Origin of the sequence: Arthrobacter koreensis, assembly GCF_009193255.1 — a bacterium.
Taxonomy (GTDB): domain Bacteria; phylum Actinomycetota; class Actinomycetes; order Actinomycetales; family Micrococcaceae; genus Arthrobacter_B; species Arthrobacter_B koreensis.
In genome coordinates, this window is record NZ_WACG01000006.1 from 15590 (window position 1) to 30946 (window position 15357).

The 15357-nt window shown below is 65.9% G+C and carries 18 protein-coding genes and 1 tRNA gene; 10 read left to right on the top strand and 9 right to left on the bottom strand.

Features of this window, described 5'->3' with window-relative positions; translation table 11 throughout:
- Positions 1–33: 33 nt before the first annotated feature.
- The 3 genes from ispF to GD628_RS12675 all read right to left on the bottom strand — a co-directional run bounded on the left by ispF (position 34) and on the right by GD628_RS12675 (position 1877).
- A complete protein-coding gene (ispF, locus tag GD628_RS12665) occupies positions 34–519 on the bottom strand; it encodes a 2-C-methyl-D-erythritol 2,4-cyclodiphosphate synthase (RefSeq protein ID WP_152274979.1) in 486 nt (161 codons plus the stop codon).
- Between the two features lie 5 nt (positions 520–524).
- Entirely contained in the window at positions 525–1283 is a 759-nt protein-coding gene (ispD, locus tag GD628_RS12670; RefSeq protein ID WP_226802541.1) for a 2-C-methyl-D-erythritol 4-phosphate cytidylyltransferase, read from the bottom strand.
- Between the two features lie 111 nt (positions 1284–1394).
- On the bottom strand, positions 1395–1877 hold the full coding sequence (locus GD628_RS12675) for a CarD family transcriptional regulator (RefSeq protein WP_055240754.1): 483 nt from the start codon (positions 1875–1877) through the stop codon (positions 1395–1397).
- Between the two features lie 241 nt (positions 1878–2118).
- Between GD628_RS12675 and GD628_RS12680 the strand changes: the two genes are divergently transcribed.
- Positions 2119–2658, top strand: coding sequence for a hypothetical protein (locus GD628_RS12680; protein WP_091608011.1), 540 nt, complete (start codon positions 2119–2121; stop codon positions 2656–2658).
- Between the two features lie 66 nt (positions 2659–2724).
- On the opposite strand, the gene GD628_RS12685 is transcribed toward GD628_RS12680, so the two are convergent.
- Both GD628_RS12685 and GD628_RS12690 read right to left on the bottom strand, forming a co-directional pair.
- Positions 2725–3405: a response regulator transcription factor gene (locus GD628_RS12685; RefSeq protein ID WP_091608014.1), complete on the bottom strand. Its 681-nt coding sequence runs from the start codon at positions 3403–3405 to the stop codon at positions 2725–2727.
- 1 nt (position 3406) lies between these two features.
- Positions 3407–4600: a sensor histidine kinase gene (locus tag GD628_RS12690; protein WP_152274980.1), complete on the bottom strand. Its 1194-nt coding sequence runs from the start codon at positions 4598–4600 to the stop codon at positions 3407–3409.
- Between the two features lie 175 nt (positions 4601–4775).
- Between GD628_RS12690 and phoU the strand changes: the two genes are divergently transcribed.
- Positions 4776–5438 carry a phosphate signaling complex protein PhoU gene (phoU, locus tag GD628_RS12695; RefSeq protein ID WP_091608020.1) on the top strand — a complete coding sequence of 221 codons (663 nt, stop codon included), beginning with the start codon at positions 4776–4778 and terminating at the stop codon, positions 5436–5438.
- An 80-nt stretch (positions 5439–5518) separates the two neighbouring features.
- On the opposite strand, the gene GD628_RS12700 is transcribed toward phoU, so the two are convergent.
- Positions 5519–6274, bottom strand: coding sequence for a phosphoglyceromutase (locus GD628_RS12700; RefSeq protein ID WP_152274981.1), 756 nt, complete (start codon positions 6272–6274; stop codon positions 5519–5521).
- Positions 6275–6432: 158 nt separating this feature from the next.
- Between GD628_RS12700 and GD628_RS12705 the strand changes: the two genes are divergently transcribed.
- On the top strand, positions 6433–7206 hold the full coding sequence (locus GD628_RS12705; protein WP_226802542.1) for an O-methyltransferase: 774 nt from the start codon (positions 6433–6435) through the stop codon (positions 7204–7206).
- A 12-nt stretch (positions 7207–7218) separates the two neighbouring features.
- On the opposite strand, the gene GD628_RS12710 is transcribed toward GD628_RS12705, so the two are convergent.
- Complete coding sequence (locus GD628_RS12710; RefSeq protein WP_091608029.1) at positions 7219–7542, bottom strand: DUF2516 family protein; 324 nt, start codon at positions 7540–7542, stop codon at positions 7219–7221.
- Between the two features lie 9 nt (positions 7543–7551).
- The gene (locus GD628_RS12715) at positions 7552–8706 is read right to left on the bottom strand and encodes a trans-sulfuration enzyme family protein (RefSeq protein ID WP_152274983.1); all 1155 of its coding nucleotides are present in this window, start codon (positions 8704–8706) and stop codon (positions 7552–7554) included.
- A 176-nt stretch (positions 8707–8882) separates the two neighbouring features.
- Here GD628_RS12715 and tmk point away from each other — a divergent pair, with 176 nt between their 5' ends.
- From tmk to GD628_RS12745, 7 genes are all read left to right on the top strand, one after another.
- Positions 8883–9518 (top strand): dTMP kinase, encoded by a 636-nt coding sequence (gene tmk, locus GD628_RS12720; protein ID WP_152275144.1) that lies wholly within the window; start codon positions 8883–8885, stop codon positions 9516–9518.
- On the top strand, positions 9515–10657 hold the full coding sequence (locus tag GD628_RS12725; protein WP_152274984.1) for a DNA polymerase III subunit delta': 1143 nt from the start codon (positions 9515–9517) through the stop codon (positions 10655–10657). The genes tmk and GD628_RS12725 overlap by 4 nt, the downstream gene beginning before the upstream one ends.
- 50 nt (positions 10658–10707) lie before the next feature.
- Complete coding sequence (locus tag GD628_RS12730; protein ID WP_193313273.1) at positions 10708–12276, top strand: alpha/beta hydrolase; 1569 nt, start codon at positions 10708–10710, stop codon at positions 12274–12276.
- Positions 12277–12405: 129 nt separating this feature from the next.
- A tRNA-Thr gene (locus GD628_RS12735) sits at positions 12406–12481 on the top strand.
- Between the two features lie 176 nt (positions 12482–12657).
- Positions 12658–12780: a hypothetical protein gene (locus GD628_RS16855; RefSeq protein WP_255300598.1), complete on the top strand. Its 123-nt coding sequence runs from the start codon at positions 12658–12660 to the stop codon at positions 12778–12780.
- Between the two features lie 80 nt (positions 12781–12860).
- A complete protein-coding gene (locus GD628_RS12740; RefSeq protein ID WP_152274985.1) occupies positions 12861–14318 on the top strand; it encodes an aldehyde dehydrogenase family protein in 1458 nt (485 codons plus the stop codon).
- A gap of 200 nt (positions 14319–14518) precedes the next feature.
- On the top strand, positions 14519–14866 hold the full coding sequence (locus GD628_RS12745) for a hypothetical protein (protein ID WP_091608043.1): 348 nt from the start codon (positions 14519–14521) through the stop codon (positions 14864–14866).
- A 227-nt stretch (positions 14867–15093) separates the two neighbouring features.
- Here GD628_RS12745 and csrA read toward each other — a convergent pair whose 3' ends face one another.
- A complete protein-coding gene (csrA, locus tag GD628_RS12750) occupies positions 15094–15339 on the bottom strand; it encodes a carbon storage regulator CsrA (RefSeq protein WP_091608046.1) in 246 nt (81 codons plus the stop codon).
- Between the last annotated feature and the right edge of the window lie 18 nt (positions 15340–15357).

A 15357-nucleotide genomic window follows, 5' to 3' on the forward strand; every position in this document is an offset into this window, starting at 1 on the left:
GCCCGCAGGCAGGTTACGGTCCCCGCCGGGCAGTCAGAGCGCTGCGACGACGGCGGTCGCCACGGCCGCGATTCCCTCGCCGCGGCCGGTGAATCCCAGTCCGTCCGTGGTGGTGGCCGAGACGTTGACGGGAGCTCCGGCGGCCTCCGTCAGGATGGCTTCCGCTTCGGCACGGCGGGGGCTGAACTTGGGCCGGTTGCCGATCAGCTGCACCGACACGTTGCCGATCCGGAAGCCTGCTTCCCGGACCAGCCGGGCGGCTTCAGCGAGCAGGACGGTTCCGGGCGCGCCGGCGTACTCCGGGCGGTCGGTGCCGAAGTGGGTGCCGAGGTCTCCGATTCCCGCTGCGGAGAACAGGGCATCGGCGGCGGCATGCGCCACCACGTCGCCGTCGGAATGCCCGGCGAGCCCTCGCTCGCCCTCCCACAGCAAACCGGCGACCCAGAGCGGCCGCGGCGCATCCAGCGGCGCGAAGGCATGGACGTCGGTACCGATGCCGGTGCGGGGCAGTGCTTCCACGGTTCTTAGTCCTCCTGCATGGCGGTGCCGCCGGAAAGGACCGCTTCGGCGAGAAGCAGGTCAAGCGGGGTGGTGATTTTCAGGGACATGTCGGATCCCTCCACAACGTGGACCGGAACGCCGAGGCTTTCCACCAGCATGGCGTCATCCGTGACGGCTGCGGCCTGCTGTTCGTCGAATTCTGCGGCGGCAGCGTGGGCGCGGCGGAGGAGGCCCGCTTCGAATCCCTGCGGTGTCTGCACCGCTCGCAGGGTTGAACGGTCCGGTGTGCCGGTGACCTGCGCCGGGGCCGGGGAGTCTGCACCTGCCAGCTGGACGGACTTTACGGTGTCCACAACCGGGACGGCCGGGATGACCGCCTGGGCTCCGGCAGCCAGGGCGGCAGTGACCCGGTGGAATACCTGGGCGGGCGCAAGCGCCCGGGCGGCGTCATGAACCAGCACCGCGTCAAGGTCCTCGGGGAGGGCGTGGAGCGCGGCGCGGACTGAGTCGGCGCGCGTGGCACCGCCGTCCACTACGTCGATGGGACAGCTGAGCGGCGTGGCGGCACACAGTGCCCGGAGCGCGGTATCCGCTGCGGGCACGGCTACGGCAATGGCGGAGGCCACCCCGCAGGCATCGACTCCGCGCAGGGCATGTGCCAGGAGCATTTCACCGGCGAGGGGAACCTGGGCCTTGGGCATGCCGTAGCCGAGGCGCTGGCCGGACCCGCCGGCCACCAGGATGACGCCCACGCGGTAGGGGCCGGGAATGGTTTCAGACACGGCTCAAGCCTAGTGCCATGGCACGTGCGGCGCTTGCCGGAAGGGACAAAAGGGGTGTTAAACCAGCGTTGCCGGCCCGCTTGGCAGCGGACCGGCAACGTGGTGCAGGAATTAGCTGGAGAGGACTTCGTCCAATACAGCGGCAGCCTGGTCCTCGTCAGTCTTTTCGGCCAGGGCAAGCTCCGAAATGAGGATCTGGCGTGCCTTCGCAAGCATGCGCTTCTCGCCCGCGGAAAGACCGCGGTCGTGGTCGCGGCGCCACAGGTCGCGGACGACCTCTGCAACCTTGACGACGTCGCCCGAAGCGAGCTTCTCCAGATTTGCCTTGTAACGGCGGGACCAGTTAGTGGGTTCTTCGGTCAGTTCAGCACGGAGGACATCGAAAACATGCTCGAGGCCTTCCTTGCCTACGACGTCACGAACCCCAACGAGGTCAACGTTCTCAGCCGGTACTTCAATGGTCAGATCACCCTGTGCCACCTTGAGCTTGAGATACATTTTCTCTTCGCCCTTGATGGTCCGCATCTTGATCTCTTCGATCTTCGCGGCACCGTGGTGAGGGTAAACAACTGTTTCGCCAACCTCAAAAACCATGTGGTCTTTCCCCTTTCCCGAACCCTAGTTTAGCATGGGGACGACACGCCGAGAAGAGTTTTCGCAGGTCAGCGGGCCGAGGCTCAAAACTGAGTATTATTCGGCCTCCAGCCGGTAGCTTGCTGAGTAGTCGGGATCAGCCCCCTGACGTCGCTAAATCCATGTTTTAGGGGGTTTGCCGATAGGCTAGGAGCAAACGTCCCCTCGGTCCTCCGACCGCCACCCTTCAGGAGTTTGTGCTGTGATTTTCACAACCAGGAACCGGACGCGGAACGCTGCCGCCGCCGGTGTTATTGCGCTGTCGCTGCTGGGCGCCACCGGCTGCAGTGCCGTGAACGATCAGGCAACCACCATGCAGTACTCCCCTTCCGACGGCATTGTCCAGGACCTGGGCGACCTGCAGCTGCGTAACATCCTGGTGGTCAGCGACGGCGACGGCGAGCCGGGACGCCTGATGGGCACCGTGGTCAACGACTCCTCCGACCCGATCAACTTCGAGCTTTCCATTGGCGGCTCCGAGCTCTCCTGGAACATCCCCGGCGGCGGCAAGGTTGTCTACGACGACGCCCCGCAGTCCGAGGTACTGGTCGAGACCGTCAGCGTAGTTCCGGGCACCGGCATCCGTGCCGAAGCCACGGACGGTTCAGAGAGCGCCGAGCTGAACGTGCCCGTCGTCGACGGCCAGGTTCCGTACTACCGCGATTACCTGCCCACCCCGGAGCCCACTCCGGCGAGCAGCGACGAAGCAACCGGTGAGGCAACCGAAACGCCTGCTCCGTAACAGCACCCAGCTACGTAAAAAGGGTCCGTCCGGTTCTCCCGGGCGGACCCTTTTTCGCTGCAGGGGTCAGGCCTCGAACTTGTAGCCCAGCCCGCGCACGGTCACCAGGTGCTGCGGGGCCGAGGGATCCGGCTCGATCTTGGCCCGGAGGCGTTTGACGTGGACATCCAGGGTTTTGGTGTCCCCTACATAGTCCGCTCCCCAGACCCGCTCGATCAGCTGGCCCCGGGTCATCACGCGCCCGGAGTTCCGCAGCAGCATTTCAAGCAGCTCGAACTCCTTCAGCGGCAGGGTCACCGGCGTCCCGTCAACGCTGACCACATGCCGGTCCACGTCCATCCGGACCGGTCCGGCCTGCACCGTCGAGCCGCTGAGGTCTCCGGAGTCGCTGCGGCGGCGCAGGACCGCACGCACCCGGGCCAGGAGCTCGCGGGATGAGTAGGGTTTGGTCACGTAGTCGTCGGCGCCAAGCTCCAGCCCCACCACCTTGTCAATCTCGGCGTCGCGGGCCGTCAGCATGATGACGGGCACATCCGACCGCTGGCGCAGCTGCCGGCATACCTCCGTTCCGGACTGGCCGGGCAGCATCAGGTCCAGGAGCACCAGGTCCGCTCCGGAACGGTCGAACTCCGCAACGGCGTCAAGGCCGTTGTCCACCACTGCGACGTCGAACCCCTCCCGTTCCAGGAGGTAGGACAAAGGGTCGCTGAAGGACTCTTCGTCCTCCACAATCAGGATCCTGCTCAACTTACTCCTTGCCGGCCGGCGCGGATGCGCCGTCTATCCGCGGCGGGCTGTCCGCCGTGTCCTCGTTATCCGCCGCTTCCATCTCCGGAAGCCGCACGGTGAAAGTCGACCCCTGTCCCGGCTGGGACCACAGGCTCACCTCGCCGCCGTGGTTCGAAACCACGTGCTTGACGATGCTCAGGCCCAGGCCGGTGCCGCCGGTGTTGCGGGAACGGGCGGCATCGATGCGGTAGAAGCGCTCGAAGACCCGCTCCTGGTCCTCGGCGGCGATGCCGGGGCCGCGGTCCGTGACCGTCACCTGGGCCAGGCCGTCACGGGACCGGATGCCCACGCCCACCTGGCTGCCCTCCGGCGAATACCGGATCGCGTTGTCGATCAGGTTCCGGAAGGCGGTGGTCAGCATGGGACCGTCGGCGTAGACGGGGTTCTCGGCGGAGCCGCCCACCACCACGGTGATGTTCCGCCGTTCCGCCGGCAGCCGGTTGGCCTCGACGGCGTCGTGCACCAGTTCCGTGATGTCCACCGGCTCGGCGTGGTCCACCATGTCGGTGCCCTGGAGCCTTGAAAGTTCAATGATGTCCTGTACCAGAGCGGAGAGCCGCACCGTTTCCTTGTGCATCCGCTTCGCAAACCGGCGCACGGCTTCCTCGTCCGCAGCGGCGTCGTCGATTGCCTCCGCCAGCAGGGAAATGGCGCCCACCGGCGTCTTGAGTTCATGGGAGACGTTGGCAACGAAGTCGTTGCGCATTTCCTCGGTGCGGGTCGCTTCCGTGCGGTCATCGGCGAGGATCAGGATGTACTCCTCGGCGATCGGGGCGATCCGCAGCTGCAGGATCAGGCTGCCCTGGCCCAGCGGGCCGCGGTTCAGTTCGACGTTGCGGTCTTCGATAACCCCGTCCCGGCGCACCCTGGCGGTAAGCTCCAGCACCTCTTCCTGCATCAGCGTGTGCCCGCGCACCAGGCCAAAGGCATAGGCGCCGGGGCTGGCCCGGACCACGCCGTCGATCCCGTCCACCACAATGTAGGCACGGCCCAGCACGCCCAGGATTTCCGCCGCGCCCTCGGACAGGGCGGGCTCGTCCACTTCGGCCAGGTCACGGCGGTGCCGCTGGCTGGAGATATAGGCAACGACGCCGAACACACCCACGGCCAGGCCGAGGATGCCTGAGAGCAGGCCCAGCAGTACAGGATTCACAGTCCTAGCTTAGGCTGACGTATTTGTGCCGGCGGGCACTCCGGTGGCATTCGGCCAACCGTTAAACTAACGTTCACTTCAAGAGGGCCGACCGTTAACCAGACGCTGGCAGCATAAATACAGCCGCAAAGCTGGTTTCGCGGCCCTGTAAGAGTTGATCGAAAGGACGCATTAAGTGCGCAAGGTTTTCCAGGCCGAGCTTCACCAGATCGGTGAGGAGCTGACCCAGATTTCACAGCTCGTCACCGAGGCGATGAAGAAGGCCACGCAGGCGTTCGAGACGGCCGACACTGAGCTGGCACAGGATGTCATCGCCGCTGATGCCCGCATTGACTTCCTCCAGAACGACCTCGACGAGCGGGCCATCGACGTTCTCGCCCTGCAGGGGCCGGTGGCGAGCGACCTGCGGATGATTGTTGGATCCCTCCGGATGAGCGCCTCCCTGGAGCGCATGGGTGACCTGGCTCGCCACATCGCGCAGTTGGCCCGCCTGCGTTACCCGGCCAACGTTGTTCCGGAGAACATGGTGGAGACGTTCAAGGAAATGGCGCGCCTGGACATCGCCATCTCCGAGCTGCTCACCGAACTGCTCGAGACCCGCAACCTCGAGCTGAGCAAGGACATTTACGCGCACAACACGCGCATCAACGAACTGCACGCCAGCGTGTTCAAGGCCGTGGCTTCCGCGGACTGGAACAACTCCCCCGTGACCACGGTGGACCTGACCCTGGCCAGCCGGTACTTCGAGCGCTTCGCGGACCACGGCGTGTCCGTGACCCGCAAGGTCAACTATCTGGTGACCGGCGAATGGCAGCCGATTTCCGAGAGTTCCCTCTAACTCTCTCCCCATCGAGATGACAGAAACTGCCCGTATGAGCGTTCATACGGGCAGTTTCTGTCATCTCGATGGGGTGCGGGCTACTGCTTCTGCTTGCCCTGGTTGGCGACGGCCTGGATGGACGCGGCTGCGGCTTCCGGATCCAGGTAGGTGCCGCCGGCCTTGACCGGCTTGAGGTCTTCGTCGAGTTCGTAGACCAGCGGGATGCCGGTGGGGATGTTCACTGCGGCGATGTCGGCGTCGGAAATCCCGTCCAGGTGCTTGACCAGTGCACGCAGCGAGTTGCCGTGGGCAGCGATCATCACGGTCTTGCCGGACTTGATGTCCTGGGAGATTTCGTTCTCCCAGTACGGCAGGAAGCGTTCCAGGACGTCCTTCAGGCACTCAGTGCGGGGCAGTTCGTCATCGCCCAGGTCCGCGTACCGGGCGTCATGCGCCTGGGAAAACTCGCTGTCGTCCGGCAGGGCCGGCGGCGGGGTGTCATATGAACGGCGCCAGAGCATGAACTGCTCTTCACCGTACTCGGCCAGGGTCTGGGCCTTGTCCTTGCCCTGCAGTGCGCCGTAGTGGCGTTCGTTCAGGCGCCAGCTGCGCTTGACGTCGATCCAGATGCGGTCGGCTTCGCCCAGGGCCAGGTTGGCCGTGTTGATGGCCCGCTGCAGCCTTGAGGTGTAGAGGATGTCGGGAAGGACTTCGTTCTCCACCAGCAGCTCTCCGGCACGCAGTGCCTCGGCCCGGCCCAGATCCGTGAGATCCACATCCACCCAGCCGGTGAAGAGGTTCTTTTCATTCCATTCACTCTGCCCGTGGCGCAGAAGGATCACTTTGTAGGTCATAAAAGCATCGTAGCCGCAGAGCGAGGGCACATGGCAGGGCGGTGCGTAACCAACGGGCGGAGAACGCTTCATTCCCTGCGGGCCGGCCGTGGTCAGGAGCACCGGGCTCCGGCCGGTAACATTGTTTGGTGAAAATCCCCCCAAAACCCGTAGGAAATGTGACCCGGGGCACCACAAACCCCAACAGGCTCCGACGGGTTGACCGATGGCTTTCCGGTCCCGAGGGGTGGCGCCTGCGCAGGGCGGAGGACCCGTTGGTGATTGACCTGGGCTACGGCGCAGCACCGGTCACCGCCGTGGAGCTGCACTCAAGGATCAGCGGGGTGCGGGCAGACGTCAGCGTGGTGGGCATCGAAATCGACCCGGAGCGGGTGCGGGCTGCCAAACCGCTGGAGCGCCAGGGGCTCAGCTTCCGGCAGGGCGGGTTCGAGCTGCCGCTGGGCGGTAGGCGTCCGGTGATGGTGCGGGCCTTCAACGTCCTGCGGCAGTACGGGGAGGACGAGTACGCCGCCCACTGGGACATGGTTTGCAGCCGGCTCGCGGACGGCGGGATCTTCATCGATGGGACGTGTGACGAAATTGGCCGCCGCTCCACGTGGGTGGTCCTGGAGCCCCACGGGCCGGTGTCCCTGAGCATCTCGCTGCGTTTCGGGGCCTTTGACCTGCCGTCCGACGTCGCGGAGCGGCTTCCCAAGGCACTGATCCACCGGAACGTTCCCGGGGAGCGCGTGCACGCGTTCCTTCAGGCGATGGACAAGGCCTGGACGGCCGCCGCGCCAATGGCCTCCTACGGCAACCGGCAGCGCTGGATCACGATGTGCCGCACGCTGCGCAGTGAAGGCTGGCCGCTGCTAACCGGGCCTGCGCGGTGGCGCCTGGGAGAAATCACCGTCGCCTGGGACGCCGTGGCACCGTCACGTGCCGGGAACTAGGAGCGCGGTGCGCTACCAGGACCCGTAGGCTCCGCCGCGTCCCTTGGACTCGTTAAGCGCCGGACGCACGTCTGCCAGGTAGACGGAGGCGGCTACGACGGCGGCCAGTTCAAAGAGGAGCAGCGCCAGCGGGCCGAAGAGCAGCAGGGACAGCAGCCCGACGGCGGCAGCACCGCCGGTCAGGCCCAGCCAGAATCCCTTGGTGCGCTTGTAGGCACGTTCGAACTCCGCAGGCTTGCGCCGGGCGCAGTCGGCAAACGCCCACAGCTCGATGCCCAGCGCCACGATACCCAGCGCCAGGTAGATAAGGTCCCGCAACAATTCAACAAGTGCCACGGGACCACCCTACCGTGGAAGCGCCTGGTCGAGGTCCTTCCAGAGGTCCTCGACGTTTTCGATTCCGACCGAGAGCCGCAGCAGGTTCTCCGGAACCGAAACCGGCTCCGAGGGCTGACGCCGGCGGCGCTCGATCAGCGATTCAACACCGCCCAGCGACGTGGCCGGCAGCCAGAGTCCGACCTTCTCCGTGACGGCGTCAGCGGCCTCGGCTCCGCCGGCCACCTCAATGCAGACAATCGAGCCGAAACCGTCCATCTGCGCAGCGGCGCGGGCATGGCCCGGGTCCTGCGGCAGTCCGGGATAGCGGACCGCTTCCACACCGGGGTGGGATGCCAGCCGGGCGGCGAGGTCCATTGCCGATTCCATCGACCGCTGCACCCGCAGGGCCAGCGTGCGCAGCCCGCGCAGGGCCAGCCACACCTCGAACGGACCGCCAACGGCTCCGTGCAGGGACCGGTAGGTGAGCAGCCGGGCACGCAGCTCCGGGTCTGAGGTCACGGTGGCCCCGAGGATGACGTCCGAGTGCCCCGAAAGGTACTTCGTCACCGAATGGACTACGACGTCGGCACCGAGCTCCAGCGGGCGCGTCACCAGGGGCGTGGAAAACGTGTTGTCCACGACCACCAGGGCCCCGGCCTGGTGCGCGGCGTCCGCCAGGACAGCGAGTTCGGCTACCTCGAGCATGGGGTTGGTGGGGCTTTCCAGCCAGAGCATGGCAGCGCCGTCGAGCGCCGCGATGACTTCCGCGGTGTCCGCAATGTCCACGGTGCGCACGTTGATACGGCCGTCGCGGGCGTCTCCGGCAGCGAGCAGGAGCGAACCCTGGTAACTGTGCCGGGGCATCACCAGCGTGCCTCCGGCCGGGATGAGGGACATGGCGGCTATGACGGCCGCGAGACCGGAGGAGAAGACCAGTGCCGGCAGCTCGGCGCTTTCGAGCGCGCCGAGGGCTTCTTCGAACGGGTCCCAGGTGGGGTTGGAGTAGCGGCCGTAAACCCGGTCCCCGGCCCTGGTCTCCCGGGTTCCCAGGAAGGTTGAGGTCAGGACGATCGGCGGGTTGACGGCGGAATCCGCGGCGCGTTCGGGCCGCCCGGCGGAGACGACGGTGGTTTCCACCGATAGCTGTCCTGCGGCGTGCCCGTGTCCGGTTGCTGTGCTCATGGGTTTCAGCCTAGACCGCGGGCCATGCCTGAGCTCTCCACGCGGGGGCACGGCTGTCATGTTCCTTCACCAATCCGTCACACCCGCAGACGGGAACCGCCCGATGCCCGCCACAGCGGGCCAGCCGAACGCCGCAGCAGTTTCCCAGCATGACTGGGTAGTCTAGGCGGGTGAGTATTTCTGAACCCCGCACCGGACTTTTCATCGCTTTCGAGGGCGGCGACGGCGCGGGCAAGTCGACCCAGGCGGCTCTGCTCACCCAAGCCCTGCAGGACGCCGGACGCACTGTTGTCCGCACCCGCGAACCGGGCGGCACACCCGTCGGTGAGAAGCTGCGCTCACTGGTCCTTGAACACGGCCACGGCCAGATCGATGCGCGCACCGAGGCCCTGATCTTCGCGGCATCCCGTGCGGCCCACGTTGAACAGGTGATCCACCCGGCCCTGGACCGCGGCGACGTCGTTGTCTGTGACCGCTACATCGATTCCTCTGTTGCCTACCAGGGAGCTGGACGGAACCTCGGCACGGATGAGGTCCGCTCCGTCAACGAGTGGGCCACCGGCGGCCTGGTACCGGACCTCACCGTCCTGCTGGACGTTGATCCGGAAGCCGGCCGCAGCCGCCGCACCGCAGCGGACGGATCCGAGGACCGGCTCGAATCTGAACCCGACAGCTTCCACGGCAGCATCCGCACCGCATTCCTTGCCCTGGCCGAGGACTCCCCCCGCCGCTATCTGGTCCTGGACGCCGCTGCACCCGTGCCGGAGCTGGCGCAGACGATCCTTGCCCGGGTGGAGGAGCTGCTCCCATGAGTGTCTGGGAAGACCTCCAGGGCCAGGCGCCGGTAGTCGAGCAGCTGCGCCGCGCCGCCGCACAGGAGCGTCCCACGCATGCCTGGCTGTTCACCGGCCCGCCCGGTTCCGGCCGGTCCAATGCTGCCCGCGCCTTCGCCGCCGCACTGCTGTGCGAAGTACCCGATCCGGACCTGCGCGGCTGCGGCGTATGCCATTCCTGCCGAACCGCAATGTCCGGTTCGCACGCCGATGTGTCCTCGGTGACCACGGAGAAGGTCACCATCAGCATTGAAGAAGCGCGCGAGCTGGTCAAGAAAGCGCAGGACAAGCCTTCCACCGGCCGCTGGCGGGTCCTGATTGTGGAAGACGCGGACCGTATGCAGGAACGCAGCACCAATGTGCTTCTCAAGGCGATTGAGGAACCGCCGCCGCGCACCATCTGGCTGCTGTGCGCCCCGAGCCCGGGCGATGTGCTGGTAACCATCCGCTCCCGGTGCCGGCCGGTGGGCCTCCGGCTGCCTCCGGTGCAGGACGTCGCCGAACTGCTGGTGCGCCGGGACGGAATCGATCCGGAGGTAGCCGCTGACGCTGCCCGCTCCGCGCAGAGCCATGTGGGAGTCGCCAAGCGGCTGGCCACCGATGAAGGAGCGCGGCAGCGGCGGGAAAAGATCGTTCGGCTGCCGTTGTCCCTGCGAAGTGTTTCCGGGGCCATGAAGGCCGCGGCTGACTTGGTGGCGCTGGCCGAGGCGGAAGCCGCCAGCTCCTTTGAGGCACGCGACGCCGAGGAGAAGGCCGCCCTGCTGGCTTCCCTGGGCGCTCCCGAATCCGGAACCCTGCCGCCGTCGATGCGCAGCCAGGTCAAACGCCTTGAAGAAGACCAGCTGCGCCGGGCCAAGCGCTCCAAGAACGACTACTTTGACCGCGCCCTGACCGATCTCCTCTCTTTCTACCGTGACGCGCTGGTGCTCGCGCTGGACTCCGGCACGGACCTGGTGAATGAATCCCTGCGCGCCGAGCTGGAGGCCTTTGCCGGCCGCACCACGCCGGAGGCCATCCTGTCCCGCATGGAGGAAATCAACGAGGTGCGACGGCGTCTGGTCACCACCAACGTCGCCCCGCTGCTCGCCATCGAGGCAATGGCTGTCAGCCTTCTGTGAAGCCCGCGAACCACACCCCACTCGACGCACCCGGACCAGGAGCCGCCGCAATGACCCTTGAACGACGCCGATCCCGGGCCGGGAGCCGTTCCGTGCGCCGTGCCTGTGCAGCGGCGGCCGCCGCACTGATGGTCGCCGGCCTGGTTGCGTGCACGCCCGGGAAAACCGATGCTCCATCCAAGGGGACGCAGAGCGCCGCACCGGAAGTGATCGGCGACGTACCCGGGAATTTGAGGGAGTTCTACGAGCAGGAAGTCGTCTGGGAATCCTGCGAGGGAGATTTCCTCTGCGCCACCATTGACGTTCCGCTGGATTATGACGATCCGGGAAAACGCAGCATCGAGCTGAGCGTGATCCTGTCCGAGGCCGGGGGTTCTCCGGAGGGAACTGTCCTGGTGAACCCCGGCGGCCCGGGCGGTTCGGGTTACGCCACCGTGCGGGACTCCCTGCAGGGAGTGACAACCGACCGGCTGCGCGGCGAATACAACATCCTGGGCTTCGATCCCCGCGGCGTCGGCCGCTCCACCCCGGTGGACTGCCTCAGTGATGAGGAAGTTGACCAGGCACGGACGCAGGTCCTTGACCCGTCGACCGAAGCCGGACTGGAAGAAGCCAGGGCGAGTGCCGCCGAGTATGCCAGCGCCTGTGCCGAGTCGTCCGGCGAGCTGCTTGGCTTTGTGGACACCGAAAGCGCGGCCCGGGACATGGATATCCTGCGCGCCGTTGCAGGGGACCGGAAACTGAATTACCTCGGCTTCTCCTACGGCACTTTCCTTGGAGTCACGTACGCCGAGCTGTTCCCGGAGAAGGTTGGCCGCATGGTGCTGGACGGAGGGCTCGATCCGGCTGCCAGCAACGAGGAGGTCACCCTAGGCCAGGCCCGCGCGTTCGAGAAGGCGATCCGCGCCTACGTCCAGGACTGCCAAAGCTCCTCCAACTGTCCGCTGAAGGGTTCGGTGGATGATGGTATCCAGACGATCCGTGACCTCATCGCGTCCGTTGAGAGCAGCCCCCTCACGGCCGCGGACGGCCGCCTGGTCACCGCCTCCGTGTTCATCAGCGGGTTCATCCTGCCGCTCTACAACGACGCCAACTGGCCCGCGCTCACCCAGGCGCTGAGTTCAGCGCTCCGCGGCGACCCCACGACCATGCTGATGCTCGCTGACCTGGGCGCGGAACGGAATGAGGACGGAAGCTACGAGTCCAACTCCTATGAGGTCTTCAGCGCAGTGAACTGCCTGGACTATCCCATGGAAACGGATCCCGTACAGATGGCAGCCGACGCCGCAGAGCTCGAGGAGGCCTCCCCCACCCTGGGCCGCTTCCTCGCCTACGGCGGCGTGACGTGTGAATCGTGGCCCTACGAACCGGTCAGCGAGCCCCGCCCGTTCGCCGCCGAGGGCGCAGATCCGATTGTGGTGGTGGGCACCACCGGTGACCCCGCCACTCCGTACGAATGGTCCCAGGCCCTGGCCCGCCAGCTGGATTCCGCTGTTCTGGTGACCTGGGAAGCCGAAGGCCACACCGCGTACGGCCGCGGGAACCAGTGCATCGCGGACGCCGTGGACGACTACTTTATCGACGGAACCGTGCCCGAGGACGGCCTCGTCTGCTCCTAGAGAACCGCCGGCAGTGCGGGGCGCAGGTCCGGCAACGCCGGGTACGGGCCTGCGCTTTTGACCGCGCTGCCCGCGCCGTATAAAGTAATTCCTTGTGGATTCTGGCCGTTGACCGGTTGGAGGAAGCCCGCCTCCTTAGCTCAGTTGGTAGAGCGTCTCACTCGTAATGAGAAGGTCGCCAGTTCGATTCTGGCAGGAGGCTCCACTTTCGAAGCCCCCGGAACCAGCAGCGGTTCCGGGGGCTTCTCTGCAGTTTCAGCTATTCACTTCCCGGGGGCCGTCATCACCTTCTTTCGCAAAGCGCTCCGGACGCATTCCCGCACCGCCCAGGCAGCCGGCTACTTCCTGCACATTTTCTTCGGTGTCTGCATCCTGACCTTCGTGAAGGACCCGGTAGCGGGCATCATCGCCGTCATGCCAATTGTTTTCGGCCTGATTGGCCTTATCCGCATGCTCAGGCGCGCCCTCACCGACCGCCGGAACAGCGTGCAAAGCGGCCGCTGACCGGCCTGCTGCCCCGCCCAGTCCGGGTTCGCGGTCTGGGATACTTGAGGGACTCAATATCCCGAAAGCTAGGAACGCACATGGCTTTGCTCGGCCCGTCCATCTGGACGGACAAGATTTACGTCAACGGCTGGCGCGAAGGCGGAGCGGGTTCCGCGGATGCCGTTGAACCCGCCACCGGAAAGACACTGGGCAGCTACGGGGTTGCCTCCGTCGAAGACGTCCTCGAGGCTGCACGCACCGCCGCGGCAGCACAGAAGGAATGGGCCGCCCGAAAGCCGGAGGAACGCGCTGCAGTCCTGCGCCGCGCGGGCGCCCTCTGGGAAGAGCATGCCGAAGAACTCGGCGGATGGATCACCCGCGAGGCAGGCAGCATCCCGCCCAAGGCAGGCCTGGAAACCCACAGCGCAGCAAACGAGTGCTACGACGCCTCGGCCCTGCCGTCCCACCCGGCCGGTGAAGTGCTGGCAACCAACGAACAGCGCTGGTCCTTCTCGCGCCGCCGTCCCGCCGGCGTCGTCTCGGTGATCGCACCGTTCAACTTCCCTGTCATCCTCTCCATCCGCGCCGTAGCCCCCGCGCTGGCGCTTGGAAACGCCGTCCTGCTCAAGCCGGACCCCCGCACGGCGGTGTGCGGCGGCGTCGCCCTTATGCGCGTCTTCGAAGAGGCGGGCCTGCCCGCCGGCCTGCTGTCCCTGCTGCCCGGGGGTGCGGAAATTGGTGCCGCCGTGGTTGAGGCACCGGAAGTCCGGGTTATCGCCTTCACCGGTTCCACCGGCGCAGGCCGCAAGATCGCCGAGTCCGCGGGCCGCCTGCTCAAGCGGGCACACCTTGAACTTGGCGGAAACAACGCCATGATCGTGCTCCCCGGCGCCGACTTGGCCAAGGCTGCCTCGGCTGCTGCCTTCGGTTCGTTCATGCACCAGGGCCAGATCTGCATGACGACCGGCCGTCATATTGTGCACGAGGACATTTACGAGCAGTATGTCGAGGCCCTGGCGGAGAAGGCCGCCCACCTGCCCGTTGGCGATCCGGCCGCCGGAAACGTGGCGCTGGGTCCGATCATCGACGAAAACCAGCTGAAGAAGATCGACGGCATTGTGCAGGACGCCGTGGCCGCGGGCGCCCGCCTGGCCGCCGGAGGAACCAGCGATGCCCTGTTCTACCGCCCCACCGTGCTGGCGGACGTCACGCCGGAGAATCCCGCCTGGCGGCAGGAAATATTCGGCCCCGTTGCCCCCGTGATGAAGTTCAGCACCGTTGATGAAGCAGTTGAACTGGCCAATGACAGCGAGTACGGACTTTCCCTCTCCATCCTCGGCGACGTGGGCATGGCCATGGACATTGCGGACCGGGTGGAGTCCGGCAAGGTCCACATCAACGAACAGACCGTCAATGACGAGTCCAACGCCCCGTTTGGCGGCGTGAAGGATTCCGGCAACGGCGGACGCGTTGGCGGCGCCGCGGCCAACCTGGAGTCCTTTACGGAAATCCAGTGGCTCACCATGCGCCCGGAAATCGCACCGTATCCGTTCTAGCCTCCGCGCGAAAGCGGCGGTTCCCTTGGGGAAACCGCCGCTTTTTTGCTTCCTCAAGACCGCGTCCAAGCTCAAGATTCACGCAAGGAAAATCTTGGGGAAACATTGCGGTTTCTGCGCGCCGAACTTGAGCGTTTGTTTCGGGGAGCGCCTATATCGTCTTACCCATCAGCAAACGAAGACTAATTGGGGGTTAGCACGTGAACGCATGGAACGCAGGCACCGACGTTTTGGTAAAGCGCTACACGGATGTCCAGCGCGACAGCCACGTTGCCGGTCTCTGCGCCGAATGCGGCCGCCGGCTGGTCCCAGAATGGGCCAATGATAAGCGCCCCACGGACAAGACCGGCTACTGGGTAATCCGCGGCTACCGCTACCCCGGAGTCCGCTGCTCCGCCCACGAGCGCCGCGTGCTGCAGGACTACTACGGCACCCGCACCGACAAGGGCCAGGCTGAGCGCCACGTAGCCGGTTCCCGGACCCGGATGGCAGCTCCCGCCCGCCGCACCATCCGCCTCTTCGGAACGAAGGTCCGTTCAGGCAGCTAAGTTTCCCCCCAAGAAAAACTGCAGTATGTATCCCAAGTAATTACTGCACCAAACGAGCCACACAGTTGCATGTGGTGCGCCAACCGCCCGTCCGCGGAAAGCGCTTGGCTCGCGGCCCCGGCTTCCACCCCAATGGTTGCCGGGGTTTGGCCTTTAAAGGCCTTTAGGGCTTGTGCGGGCGCGCAAAGGCACCGGGAGGGTTTTTCTGACCGGGCGGCGTAAAGCGGCTAGTCGGCCTCGGGCCGGCGCAAACCAAGCAGGTTCTTGATCCGCTCTTCGTCCTCGGGGCCTGCAGCGGCGGCAGCTACGTTCGCTTCCTCGACAGCGCGGACAACTTCGTTGCGCTGGATCTTCACGCCGCGGGGGGCATCAATTCCAATTCGGACGCCGTCCCCGCGCGAATCGAGCACGGTAATGACAATGTCATCACCTATCAGGATCTGCTCTCCTGATTTCCGCGTTAGCACGAGCATTTATTCACTCTATCGCAA

What these genes read in the sequence shown, in the direction of transcription:
- csrA (WP_091608046.1), bottom strand. Translation starts at nt 15,339, where the DNA reads ATGCTCGTGCTAACGCGGAAATCAGGAGAGCAGATCCTGATAGGTGAT.
- GD628_RS12700 (WP_152274981.1), bottom strand. Translation starts at nt 6,274, where the DNA reads ATGACCTACAAAGTGATCCTTCTGCGCCACGGGCAGAGTGAATGGAAT.
- GD628_RS12740 (WP_152274985.1), top strand. Translation starts at nt 12,861, where the DNA reads ATGGCTTTGCTCGGCCCGTCCATCTGGACGGACAAGATTTACGTCAAC.
- GD628_RS12725 (WP_152274984.1), top strand. Translation starts at nt 9,515, where the DNA reads ATGAGTGTCTGGGAAGACCTCCAGGGCCAGGCGCCGGTAGTCGAGCAG.
- GD628_RS12675 (WP_055240754.1), bottom strand. Translation starts at nt 1,877, where the DNA reads ATGGTTTTTGAGGTTGGCGAAACAGTTGTTTACCCTCACCACGGTGCC.
- GD628_RS12715 (WP_152274983.1), bottom strand. Translation starts at nt 8,706, where the DNA reads ATGAGCACAGCAACCGGACACGGGCACGCCGCAGGACAGCTATCGGTG.
- GD628_RS12730 (WP_193313273.1), top strand. Translation starts at nt 10,708, where the DNA reads ATGACCCTTGAACGACGCCGATCCCGGGCCGGGAGCCGTTCCGTGCGC.